General features: G+C 49.8%; 10 protein-coding genes and 2 riboswitches. Of the genes, 9 read left to right on the top strand and 1 reads right to left on the bottom strand.

Annotated elements, in window-relative coordinates:
• The first annotated feature begins 325 nt into the window (after window positions 1-325).
• Window positions 326-520: riboswitch (cyclic di-AMP (ydaO/yuaA leader) on the top strand.
• A 155-nt stretch (window positions 521-675) separates the two neighbouring features.
• A riboswitch (cyclic di-AMP (ydaO/yuaA leader) is annotated at window positions 676-837 on the top strand.
• Window positions 838-951: 114 nt separating this feature from the next.
• The 6 genes from CGZ75_RS09200 to CGZ75_RS09175 all read left to right on the top strand — a co-directional run bounded on the left by CGZ75_RS09200 (window position 952) and on the right by CGZ75_RS09175 (window position 8,329).
• Complete coding sequence (locus tag CGZ75_RS09200; protein ID WP_089523895.1) at window positions 952-1,374, top strand: hypothetical protein; 423 nt, start codon at window positions 952-954, stop codon at window positions 1,372-1,374.
• Window positions 1,375-1,510: 136 nt separating this feature from the next.
• The gene (gene kdpF / locus CGZ75_RS26455) at window positions 1,511-1,591 is read left to right on the top strand and encodes a K(+)-transporting ATPase subunit F (protein ID WP_141136745.1); all 81 of its coding nucleotides are present in this window, start codon (window positions 1,511-1,513) and stop codon (window positions 1,589-1,591) included.
• A gap of 25 nt (window positions 1,592-1,616) precedes the next feature.
• Window positions 1,617-3,284: a potassium-transporting ATPase subunit KdpA gene (gene kdpA, locus CGZ75_RS09190; RefSeq protein ID WP_141136744.1), complete on the top strand. Its 1,668-nt coding sequence runs from the start codon at window positions 1,617-1,619 to the stop codon at window positions 3,282-3,284.
• Between the two features lie 31 nt (window positions 3,285-3,315).
• Window positions 3,316-5,343, top strand: coding sequence for a potassium-transporting ATPase subunit KdpB (gene kdpB / locus CGZ75_RS09185; RefSeq protein WP_089523892.1), 2,028 nt, complete (start codon window positions 3,316-3,318; stop codon window positions 5,341-5,343).
• A gap of 31 nt (window positions 5,344-5,374) precedes the next feature.
• Window positions 5,375-5,947 carry a potassium-transporting ATPase subunit KdpC gene (gene kdpC, locus CGZ75_RS09180; RefSeq protein ID WP_089523891.1) on the top strand — a complete coding sequence of 191 codons (573 nt, stop codon included), beginning with the start codon at window positions 5,375-5,377 and terminating at the stop codon, window positions 5,945-5,947.
• A gap of 66 nt (window positions 5,948-6,013) precedes the next feature.
• Complete coding sequence (locus tag CGZ75_RS09175) at window positions 6,014-8,329, top strand: histidine kinase (RefSeq protein ID WP_089523890.1); 2,316 nt, start codon at window positions 6,014-6,016, stop codon at window positions 8,327-8,329.
• 83 nt (window positions 8,330-8,412) lie between these two features.
• Here the strand turns inward: CGZ75_RS09175 and CGZ75_RS09170 are convergent, their stop codons facing one another.
• Entirely contained in the window at window positions 8,413-8,898 is a 486-nt protein-coding gene (locus CGZ75_RS09170) for a hypothetical protein (protein ID WP_089523889.1), read from the bottom strand.
• Window positions 8,899-9,113: 215 nt separating this feature from the next.
• On the opposite strand from CGZ75_RS09170, the gene CGZ75_RS09165 reads away from it, so the two are divergent.
• From CGZ75_RS09165 to CGZ75_RS09155, 3 genes are read left to right on the top strand one after another with little or no spacing between them, the layout of a single operon-like run.
• Window positions 9,114-10,013, top strand: coding sequence for a carbohydrate ABC transporter permease (locus CGZ75_RS09165; RefSeq protein WP_089523888.1), 900 nt, complete (start codon window positions 9,114-9,116; stop codon window positions 10,011-10,013).
• Window positions 10,013-10,843 (top strand): carbohydrate ABC transporter permease, encoded by an 831-nt coding sequence (locus CGZ75_RS09160; RefSeq protein ID WP_089523887.1) that lies wholly within the window; start codon window positions 10,013-10,015, stop codon window positions 10,841-10,843. Before CGZ75_RS09165 ends, CGZ75_RS09160 begins: the two co-directional genes overlap by 1 nt.
• Before the next feature lie 18 nt (window positions 10,844-10,861).
• A complete protein-coding gene (locus CGZ75_RS09155) occupies window positions 10,862-12,211 on the top strand; it encodes an ABC transporter substrate-binding protein (RefSeq protein WP_089523886.1) in 1,350 nt (449 codons plus the stop codon).
• Window positions 12,212-12,295 lie beyond the last annotated feature (84 nt).

The following is a 12,295-nucleotide window of genomic DNA, read 5'->3' as shown; positions in this document are numbered from 1 at the left end:
CAACATTCACGCCATCATCATACGAGCCACTTGTGAAGGAAGTAAAACGAACCATCAATGGAAAAACGGCCATATATAAGCAAATTCCGGGTATGGTAGCGGATACAATAATGTTGTTTGAGACTAGGGAATGAGATCCCTTTCTATAGCTCGTGATTACGATGATCCCATGATAATAAGAGAATACGAGAGAATGGGAGAGTAAAATCGAGTTTGATCCGCCTTTTTTAGGTGCAGCGGGCTTGCAGGATTGAATTTGAACGTATGCCGACCTTTACAATCGCAAGCTTGCGGGCGTAAGATTCGTCTCAAGTTAGTTGACCAGCATTTTACAACGCTAAATTTCCAAACGGAAAACGGGGGAACCACAAGATGGCTAGAATCCGATGTGAGAGTCGGAGCTCTGCCATACGGGGTGAATCTAGCAGAAACGGAGCCATGGACATCCATTTCTGCTAGTAGGGCGACTCTCACCGCCCGAATCCGACAGCTAACTTCGTAAGCGTAGGTAGGCCGGGTTTTGGAAACAAGACCTGACCTAGATAGAGAGAGAGGATGATGACGCTTGTGATCGCTTGCGACCACAGGGGCCTCTGCCTCTGTGGTTTTTGGCTTATTAATAACGTCTGAATTGCGATTCAGGCAACCAGCCGCTGAATGCCAGGAAACATCTACCACAGTAGATCGTTATCCTGGGAACGGGGGAACCATCGAAGAGGAATTTCGAATTCCGCTTCAGGGGTGAATCGAGCCGCAGCCGCGATGAGCGGGGCTCGTAGGGCGACTCTTCCGCCCGAATCCGACAGCTAACCTCGTAAGCGTCCTGTAAGAGAGGCAACAATTGTCGCTTTAGACACAGCTTGTTTTCCTGTGCCTATGAAGCTGGCGAAAGGACCTCTTCTTTTCGTACAGCTTCTTTTTGTTGCCCGCAAAAGGTGGAGGAGATCATGCATGTATCATTCTGAAGAACGAAATGAAGAACGTATTCTAGTATCCCCAGCGACCGCAGCTGGTGTGAAGTTTCTTGTCATGCTTAACCTGCGTAAGCTCCCTTGTGCCGCTCTGGTCAACAATGATCGAGAGCGAGAGAGCATGTTGCAGCTTGGCATCGAACATATCGTTCAAGTAAATACCTCAGAAAAGCAAAACTCGGTTTTTCCCGAATTTCCAGTTGGCAAAGTTTTTCTGTTCGAAAGCAGCTTGGCCTTATGTTGCCGCTATCTTCAGTTATGCCGTTCCTGGACAGGAAGAAGTATTTACGTAATTACTCAAGCTCAGCATTCAAGGCTGATTTTCCGAGGCGTCGGAGCTGATTATGTCATTCACACGAACGGCGGCGACGTCTCTTATTTGATCCTGGACGAGGCCAATTAACGGCTTGCTCAGTTGGAAGGGGTAGAGCTTCAATGATGGATGTATGGATGATTGGACTTGTGGTCGTATTAAGTGTTGGCCTGATTGGATTGTTGCACTGGGTCGACAAGCAGGTAGTGGAAGGAAGGGAAAAGAAATGATGTGGACCCTTGGCGTTATTATTGCTGCTGTGTTCGTTTATCTGACATACGTGCTGCTTCACCCCGAAAAATTCTGACGTATAGAAGGAGCTCTCATTCATGATCGCATGGATTTCAATCGGAATTACTTTGCTGCTTGTTGTGCTGTTGGCAAGGCCGACAGGTATGTATGTGTATAGCGCGTTCAGCGCCGAAGGAACAAAGCTCGATAGATTTTTTGGACCTATTGAAAGAGTAATCTACCGTCTGAGCGGCATTCGACCGGAAAATCAAACCTGGAAAACGTACGCAGCCGCCGTCGTGATTAGTAACGGGTTAATGATGTTGCTCGTCTACACGGTGTTCCGGACGCAAGCTTATCTTCCGCTCAATCCGAGCGGTATCGCCAATATGGAGCCGCGATTAGCATTCAATACTGCGGTTAGCTTCATGGCCAACACGAATTTGCAGCATTACAGCGGGGAAAGTGGATTGTCCTATCTTTCGCAAATGATTGCGATTGTGTTCATGATGTTTGCTTCCCCGGCCACCTTGCTTGGTGTCGTCATGGCGTTCATGCGGGCGCTCTCCGGCAAGCCGATGGGTAACTTTTTTGTCGATCTGACTCGCTCCATCACTCGAATTTTCCTGCCAATAGCCATTGTGTCGGCGCTCATCTTCGTGGCGCTTGGCGTGCCGCAGACGCTGGAATCAACGACGGTTGCTCAGACGCTGCAAGGCGAGGAGCAGTCCATCGCGAGGGGGCCGATGGCTTCATTCCTAGCGATCAAGGAGCTTGGCAACAATGGTGGTGGATTCATGGGCGTGAACTCCGCGCATCCATTCGAGAATCCAGGGGCAATCAGCAACTTGTTGCAGATGATTTTGATGCTGCTGGTCACGACCTCGCTGCCTTTTGTTTATGGGAAAATGGTCGGCAATCCAAAACAAGGCCGCGTATTATTCGTATCGATGGCCATGCTGTTCATAGTCATGCTTGGAACATCGCTTACCGCCGAAAATGCGGGGAATCCTGCTCTCAATGCGCTTGGCGTTGATCAGCAACAGGGCAGTATGGAAGGCAAGGAAACGCGCTTCGGCGTCACGCAAACCGCGCTGTATTCGGTGGTAACAACCGCTTCAGAAACGGGCGCTGTTAATGGTATGCATGACTCGCTTACACCGATTGGCGGCATGGTGCCGCTGGTGAACATGATGCTCAACACCGTATTTGGCGGTGTCGGTGCTGGGTTCATGAACGTACTACTTTATGCGTTAGTCGCCGTTTTCTTGTCGGGCCTGATGGTCGGCCGCACGCCGGAATTCCTGGGCAAAAAGCTGGAAGGCAAGGAAATGATGCTTATCGCTTTAACGCTGCTCATTCATCCCATTCTTATTCTGGTTCCTTCCGCCATCGCCGTATTTGCTTATCCAGAAACGATTTCGAATCCCGGCTTCCACGGCTTGACTCAGGTGATGTATGAATTCACATCATCGGCTGCGAACAATGGCTCCGGATTTGAAGGACTCGGGGACAATACTCCGTTCTGGAACATTAGCACCGGCCTTGTGATGTACTTCGGCCGCTATCTTTCCGTGATTACGCTGTTAGCTGTAGGCGGTTCGTTAGCTGCCAAAAAAGCGGTACCGGAAACGATCGGAACATTCCGCACGGATAGCGCACTTTTCGGCGTTGTATTCCTGGGCACAGTGCTCATCGTAGGAGCGCTCACGTTTTTCCCAAGCCTGGTGCTGGGACCGATCGCAGAGCAATTGACCCTGAAGCCGTAATGGCAAAGGCATAGAAGAGGAGACAAGAACGATGAGCCATCGAAAAAAGGCGCTTAACGGAGATATCATCCGGCAAGCGCTGAAGGAATCCGTATTGAAGCTTGACCCACGAGTTATGTTCCGCAATCCCATCATGTTTGTGGTGGAGATCGGTTTTGTCATTACTTTGTTCCTGTCGTTTGCCCCGAATGCCTTCGGTGGAAATACACCGGCATGGTTCAATATTACGGTAGCTATTATTCTCTTAATTACGTTATTGTTCGCCAACTTTGCCGAAGCATTGGCGGAGGGACGGGGAAAAGCGCAAGCCGATTCGCTCAAGCACTCCAAAAAAGATATCGTTGCTTATAAGGAATCAGGAGGCACGCTGCGCGAGGTTCCTTCAAGTGAGCTGCGCAGGGGAGATATTGTTCAGATCGAAGCTGGGCAATGGGTTCCCGGTGATGGCGAAGTTGTGGAAGGTCTTGCTTCCGTTGACGAATCCGCCATTACCGGTGAATCTGCACCTGTTATCAAAGAAGCCGGAGGCGACTTCAGCTCGGTAACTGGAGGCACTAAGGTGCTCAGCGACTGGATCAAGGTGCGGATTACAAGCGATCCCGGAGAGTCTTTCCTGGATCGTATGATTTCGCTTGTTGAGGGCGCGAAGCGGCAGAAGACGCCGAATGAAATCGCACTTAATACGGTGCTGACATGTTTAACGATTATTTTCCTAATTGTAGTCGTGACGCTTCCTTTCTTCGGTAATTATCTTGATGTCACGCTGGAAGTTCCAGTGCTTATCGCGCTGCTCGTCTGCTTGATTCCAACGACAATCGGCGGTTTGCTGTCCGCCATCGGCATCGCCGGAATGGATCGCGTAACTCAGTTCAACGTCATTGCCATGTCGGGCAAGGCGGTTGAAGCTGCGGGTGACATTAACACGATTATTTTGGATAAAACAGGAACAATCACATACGGCAACCGGATGGCCAGCGAATTCATCTCGGTTGGCGGAACGAATGACTCGGCAGTGGCCGAATGGGCTGTTGTCAGCTCGCTGAAGGACGAAACGCCAGAAGGTCGCTCCGTGCTTGAGCTGGCTAAAAAGATGGGCTTGCGCGACAATCAGTCGCTTGCGGCGGATGGAGAATGGATCGAATTCCGGGCAGAGACGCGGATGAGCGGCATCAATCTGACCGACGGACGCAAGGTGCGCAAAGGCTCTGTGGACGCGATAAAAAAATGGGTGGTTGAGCAGGGTGGAGCCATTCCAAATGACCTTGATGTTAAAAGCGACAAAGTAGCTTCAGCGGGCGGAACGCCGCTTGCTGTGGCCGTGGATGAGCGGCTGCTCGGCATTATTTACTTGAAGGACACCGTTAAGCCCGGCATGAAGGAACGGTTTGAGCAGATGAGGCAAATGGGCATTAAAACGATCATGTGTACCGGGGACAATCCGCTTACCGCCCAGACGATTGCGAGAGAAGCTGGAGTGGATGATTTCATCGCGGAAAGCAAACCGGAGGACAAAATTGCCGTTATCAAGCGGGAACAAGCCGCTGGCAAGCTGGTCGCGATGACCGGCGACGGCACGAATGATGCACCGGCACTTGCCCAAGCCGATGTTGGTATCGCGATGAACAGCGGCACGACGGCGGCGAAGGAAGCAGCGAATATGGTCGATCTGGATTCCGATCCCTCCAAAATCATTGAGGTAGTCGCGATTGGCAAGCAGCTTTTGATGACGCGCGGCGCGCTCACGACGTTCAGCATTTCCAATGATGTGGCCAAGTATTTTGCGATCATTCCGGCGATGTTCATGGCTGCCATTCCGCAGATGGAGGCACTGAACGTAATGAGACTTGATTCGCCGATGTCGGCCATCTTGTCTGCACTTATTTTCAACGCGATTATTATTCCGCTGCTTATTCCACTCGCTATGAAAGGAATCGCCTACAAACCGACGAGCTCCGCGAAGCTGCTGCAGCGCAACTTGCTCGTTTATGGATTGGGCGGCGTCATTATTCCTTTTGCCGGAATTAAGCTGATTGATCTTATGGTGCAGATATGGGTATAACATCCGTCTTGCAAGGAAGGAAGTCAATAGAATGAATATTTTAACGATAAGTTTGCGACTCAGCCTGGTGCTGATGGTGCTTACCGGCCTGCTCTACAATATGGCTGTAACAGGCATTGCTCAAGCGCTGCTGCCCAAAAAGGCGGACGGAAGCCTGATGTACAACAAAGAAGGCCAACTGATCGGCTCGGAGTTAATCGGCCAAAACTTCACGGATCCAAAGTGGTTCCACGGCAGGCTGTCGAGCATCAGTTACACTGCGAACGGTTCCGGCACGCCGAACTATGCTCCATCCAACCCAGATCTATTGACCAGAGCTAATCAGTCCGTTCAAGACTGGAAATCCGCGAATCCGGATGTTCCTGTCAGCAATTTGACGATGGATCTGATTACGAACTCCGGCTCGGGCCTTGATCCCCATATCAGCCCAAAAGGAGCTCAGGCGCAAATTCCGCGCATTAGCAAATTGACCGGATTGCCGGTTTCCGAACTAGAATCTTTGGTCAGTAAACATACTGCTTCCAGGCAGCTTGGCATTTTCGGAGAGCCGACTGTCAATGTATTAAAGCTTAATCTAGCGTTGCAGCAGGCGACGCAGAAATAAAAGTTGATGTCCCCGCTCATCTTTTTGTGATGAGGCGGGGCATCGCTGTTGCTGGGAGGAACCGGCATGGAGCCGTTCAAGCGCAAGTCAGCGGATGAAATTCTAGCTTCGATCATGAAACTGCATCGGGGCAGGTTGAATATTTTGGTAGGGGCGTTCAGCGGGTCGGGCAAAACGTATCATATGTTGCGAGAAGGACATGAGCTCAAACAGCAAGGGCTGGACACCGTCATCGGTGCTCTCACCGGCTGGGAGAGAACGGAAACCGCCTCGCAGATCGGGGATTTGGAAACGGTACCCGGTATACCATGGAGCAGCCAGGGGACAACTCGCATGGATCTTGACCTGGAGCTGCTGTTGAAGCGTAATCCTGAGGTTGTGCTCGTTGATGATCTGGCTCATCGCAACCGAGAATGGGCGCGTTTCCCGACGCGGCTCGAAGAAATCGAGATGCTGCTGGGCCGCGGAATCAGCGTTATCACCACGGTCAACATCTACGAGCTGGAGGGCGCTGCTGCTATGGCTCACAGCTGGATGGGCATTACGGTTCCTCATCCGGTGCCTTCGCATACTCTGGAGCTGGCCGATGAAGTGAGGCTGATCGACGTGACGCCGGATACGCTGCTGGAAAGAGCGGCGGATGGGTTGCTGCAGCCGCTCTCTCCGGAGTGGGTGCATCGCGGCAACATGGCCAAGCTCAGGGAGCTGGCCTTGCGGATGGTGGCTGAAGGAGTAAATGGCACGCTGGAGAGGCATCGCGAGGAGCTTGGGCTGGTCGGTTCATCCGGCATTGCGGAGCGGATTCTGGTGTCGGTCCAATACCATTGGAATGGGTCCATTCTTGTACGGCGAGGGCAGCAGGTAGCCAAGCGGCTGGGCGGAGATTTGAAAGTCGTTTCGTTTATTCAAACGGGCAAAAGACTGCCTATCGAGGCCGAGACTTTCCGCAAGTCACTCATCCTGCTTGTCAAAAAAGTCGGCGGTTTTTTTGAAGAGTTGCCGATCAGCTCTCGCAGGCAGCTACCAGGCAGGCTTATGCGTTATGCGGTGCAGCATAAGGTTACACGGGTTGTGCTCGGTCATTCCCGGCAGAGCATGTGGCAGGATCTGTGGAAGGGTTCTGTCGTTAATCGTTTGCTGAAAATTACGCGTAATATCGATCTTCTTTTTGTTGCGGACCGCACGGATCTGGAAGGAGAGCGTATTCTGCCTGCGCGCAGCCCCAGCAGACTGCCGAAAAACCGCTATCGGCGGTTGACAGATTTTGAGATAAAGGAAGAGATTGGTCAGATTCGCCGAGGCAGCTTCAAAATTTATATCGGAGCAGCACCAGGAGTAGGAAAAACCTATACGATGCTTCGGGAAGGCAATGAGCTGCTGAAAAAGGGAGTCGACGTCGTCATCGGCCTGCTGGAGACGCATGGGCGAGCGGGTACGCTTGCTCAAGTGGGATCGCTTTCAACCATTCCAAGGCTGCAAACCCGGTACCGCGGGGCGTTACTGGAGGAAATGGACGTTGAGGCTATTCTGCTGCGCAAACCCGAGGTTGTGCTGGTCGACGAGCTGGCTCATACGAATATTCCAGGAAACGTTCGAAAAAAGCGTTATGAAGATGTGCTCGTTCTACTGGAAGCCGGAATTTCCGTCATCTCAACGATGAATGTTCAACATCTGGAAAGTCTGAACGATGCCGTTGCGCAAATCGCAGATGTTGTTGTTAGAGAGACCGTGCCGGACCGCATCTTGCGGCAGGCCGACGAGGTTCAGCTGATCGATGTGGCTCCACGAGCGCTGCAAGAGCGTATGAAAGCAGGCAAGGTTTATGCTGCGGATAAAGTAGAGGAGGCGCTGGGCAGGTTTTTTAAACTTGGCAATCTCATTGCGCTCAGAGAGCTGGCGCTGCGGGAGCTTGCCGATGATGTGGATGAGCGTCTTGAGGCTTGGAACAGACGCGACTCTCTGCGCGGGCCTTGGCGCCGGGAAGAGGTCATCATTGTTTCGGTAACGGCTGGACCGAGCGCCGAGCGCCTCATTCGTCGCGGTTTTCGCATTGCTTACCGGCTGAAGGCTGATTGGTACGTCGTGTTTGTGCAAAAAGGACAGAAGAAGGATGCCGAAACTGAAGCAAGGTTAGATAAGCTTCGGCAGCTCGCCGAACGGCTGGGAGGATCGTTTCAGATTTTGCCCTCATCGGGTAGTGATACGCCAGCTTCGCTGCTGCTCGCCTATGCCGTGGAGAAAAAAGCGACTCAAATTATTGTAGGTCAGCCTGGTAGTATGGGGCTGCTGAAATTGAAACAGCGGGCTTTTGTGCCCGCCTTGCTGCGCGGGGCCAGACATCTAGATGTACTGGTTGTCGCCGATTACGGTCCTGTCCATTAATATTCCCTGAGATATACAAAACTGAATATACAAAGAAAAACAAGCCTTCAGAATCCCTTCTAAGGCTTGTTTCACATTGTTCCTTAACTATTCGTAAATGTTACTGTGGTGCCATTTATACTGAACCTGAGCGGAGTGTCGAAGTTTACGATGTCAAAAGTGTTACTGCCAAAAAGTTTCCCATTTGTCTCCAGTCTAATTGTAATTTCACTTACGGCATTCCCTGTTTGATCCAAAATTGCCCAATAGGTTTCACAATGATAGATGTTAGGAAATGATTTTTTTACTCCAATGGAAGCTGAGCCGCCATTTGCATTGATGATAGAAGGAGCAGCCGTTACGCAGCCGCTCCTAGTTTGGGAGACCAGCTCGAACGCATAACTCGAGTTGTTTTTAATGGTAAAGGTTACTGTTGAAAGGGCGCCAGGTTGCGGATCATCAGTTGCCGCCGAAGGTTGGATAAAGACGGAAAGAATGATAACAAGGAGAATAAACAGGACAAGAATGATGCCTACACTGGAGGTGGGGCAGTTGCCGGAAATTTTTATTTCTTTTTCGGGATGTTCCATTCTAATCTTCCTTTCATTTGTGCTCTCATCATGGAGTTGTTAATACTAGGTTATGAGAAGGATGCAGAAAGGGAACGGCATATATCCTATAACCTTCCACAAGAGAGAAAGAAATATTTCAGCAAATTCATTGACTAATGGAATGTTTTTGCGTAAATTATAGATATAATTTGCGCAAATAACTAGTTCCGGTTAGCAAAGGAGTGAGCAAATAAGTGGTCAAAAAGTGGAAGGAAGACGGAGCGTTTCTATTATTCATAACCCCTTGGGTAATTGGTTTTTTATGTTTCTTCGTCGGTCCAGCGGCGGCAAGTCTGACGTACAGCTTTGCAGATTACAACGCCATCACCGCTCCAGATTGGATCGGGTTCGACAACTATACCCGGCTTTGGAGTGATGAAGTTTACTTGGAAAGTTTGCGCAATACGTTGTATTTCGTGTTTGTAGGTGTGCCAATTACCGTTACATTCCAAATTTTGCTGGCGTTGCTCCTTAATATCGAACTACCTGGAATTCGATATTTCCGTACGCTGTATTACCTTCCTTACCTCGTTCCACCTGTTGCAACCGTTGTCATTTGGATGATCTTGTTTGGTTCTGGCGATGGTGTTGTAAATACGCTAATCCAAGGTCTTGGCGGCGGTCGAGTTGATTGGATGAACAGTGAGGCGTTGATCAAACCTGTCATCATTACGATTGGCATGTGGATGTCCGGCGGATCGGTGCTCATATTTCTCGCCGGGCTAAAGGGCATTCCGTCCTCGCTATATGAGGCGGCTCGTATTGACGGCTCCGGCAAAGTTCGTACTTTTTTTGCGATTACGCTGCCGATGTTGACGCCTTCTATCTTGTTTACTGTCGTTATGCAGGTCATTTATTACTTCCAGATGTTTACGGAAGCCATGCTGCTAAGCAGAGGCGGTCCCGACTATGCCTCGCAAACCTACATGATGAATACGTATCAGGTTGCCTTCCGCGATCTGAACTTCGGCTACGCCATGGCGCAGTCATGGGTTCTGTTCCTGATCATTCTGGTCATTACAGTAGTTCTGATGAAATCCTCCAACCGCTGGGTTTACTACGAAGGTGACGAGAAAAAGGGAGGTAAACCCTGATGCACGCTACAAAGTTATTATCCCGAGCTTATTCTTATATTTTTCTAGTTGTAGGATTACTTATTTTCATCGGTCCTCTCTTATGGCTCATTTCTACGATGCTCAAAACTCAGGCACAGACCTATGTTTTCCCTCCAGAGCTGCTGCCTGATCCGTTTACGTTAGGCTCGTTCAGTCGTTTGTTCGAAACGATGACACTAATGCCTCGTTGGATTATGAATTCCTTTATCGTAGCGTCGATAAACGGGCTTGGCACGATTATTTCCAGCTCGCTCATCGCGTTCGGGTTTGCAAGGACAAAGTCCCGCTTGCGCGCACCATTGTTTGTAATTGTGCTCGCCACACTGATGATTCCGTCCCAGGTCACACTCATTCCCATGTACATCTTGTTTAGCAAGATCGGCTGGTACGATACTTGGCTGCCGCTAACGATTCCAGTCTTGCTGGCAAGTCCATACTTTATCTTTTTGTTCCGTCAATATTTTCTCACTTTGCCTAGAGAACTTGATGAAGCAACCTATGTTGATGGCGGGAACTATTGGACAATTTACAGTCGGGTCGTTCTGCCGCTCTCCGGGCCAATTCTCATCTCAGGTTTTATCTTTTCCTTTGTTTTCACCTGGACCGATTATTTCACCCCGCTTATTTTCATTCAATCCGAAAAGCTGCAAATGATGAGTGTCGGATTGCAATTAATTATGGGCAAAAACGCTCAAGATCTCCCGATGATGGCCGCAGGCTCGTTCTTGGCCTTGCTGCCGATCGCCATTATATATTTCTCTGCGCAAAAATACTTCGTTGAAGGCGTGGTTATGTCGGGAATCAAATAAAAAAAGGGAGTGTATTTCATGGTTAAAAGAGGGTCGGCAAACAAATCGAAATGGCTTATTCCGTTGTTAGGTATTCCTCTGGTCATGTCAGCATGCGGGAACAACTCCGGCGAGACTCCATCTTCTACGAATTCCGGCGGCAATACGACAGAGAAAACAAAAATTACGTACATGCAATGGGGCACGCAGGAAGAGATCAATCAGACCAAGGAGCTGCTGAAGCAGTTCAACGCGAAATATCCGGATATTGAAGTTGAAGTAACATCCAAGGATTGGGAGACATATTGGACGGCGATAACAGCTCAGGCTGCAGCCAAAACGCTTCCAGATGTATTCAAGATGGATGAGGCTTACTTGGATAAATACGCCAAGCTAGGCGCAATGAAGGATTTAACTAGTCAGATGACAGACAACGCCTTTGATGCCAGTCAGTTCGAGCCGAACGTGCTCAAAAAGCTGCAATCAGGCGGCAAGCAGTATGCTCTTCCACGTGATGCCAACACGATCATTATGTACTACAACAGAGGGATTTTCGCTGATGCCAAAACCAACCCGTCAGGCGTTAAACCGCCAGTTGGGGAAATGACATGGGATGAGTTCATCAAGCTTGCGCAAAAAATGACCGTGGATAAATCGGGTAAAACGGCGGATGAAGCAGGTTTTAATAAGAAAAACATCGTTCAATGGGGACTTGTTATGGATGCTGCCCTATCGGCGGATTCCGTGCTGGAATCCCAGCTCTGGTCCAACGGAGCCAAGCTAGTCAATGATGACCAATCATTTGCGATGGAATCTCCAGAGGCGATGGAGGTGCTGAATACGTTCAGCAGCTACATTACGGAGCTGTATGCCGTACCTAACTATGGCCAGTCGCAAACACTTTCCAAAGATCCTTTCCTGTCCCTATCTACCGGTAAGGTTGCAATCAGCTTTGGGGGAAGCTGGAACGCGACGGAGTACAAACAAGCTGGCATTGATTTCGAAACACTGCTCCCGCCAAAATTCAAGGAAGAAAAAACGGTTGTTCAGGTAACGGGTAACGCCATTAGTCCTACGACGAAAAAAGAAAAAGCGGCCTGGACACTCGTCGACTGGATGTCTGGAGCCGATGGACAAATTGCTCTGGCTAAACAGGGGCAGTCCATACCGGCTAACAAAAAGGCAGCAGAGGCTTTCCTCGCACAGGATGACGGTTATAACAAACAGGTATTCATCGATTCTCAGAAATACGCTATTCCGGTACCGTTCTTTGATGGAAAAGAGAAATTGCTGTGGGAAATCATCCCTCAAAAACTTTCCAATCCGATGTCCGGAAAAGGAGATATCGAGAAAGCGGTCCAAGATATTAAAAAGGCTTACGGAAAGTAGAAACTGGCAACCAGGCATCGATCCTGCTTCTTGGGCTCGATGCCGTTGCCGCATTGTATGCCTTTTGACACAAAGGAATTATAT

Source organism: Paenibacillus herberti, from assembly GCF_002233675.1.
In the GTDB taxonomy this organism is placed as follows: Bacteria; Bacillota; Bacilli; order Paenibacillales; family Paenibacillaceae; genus Paenibacillus_O; species Paenibacillus_O herberti.
Note: the sequence above shows the minus strand (reverse complement) of the source record. Positions and strands in the feature narration are given on the sequence as shown.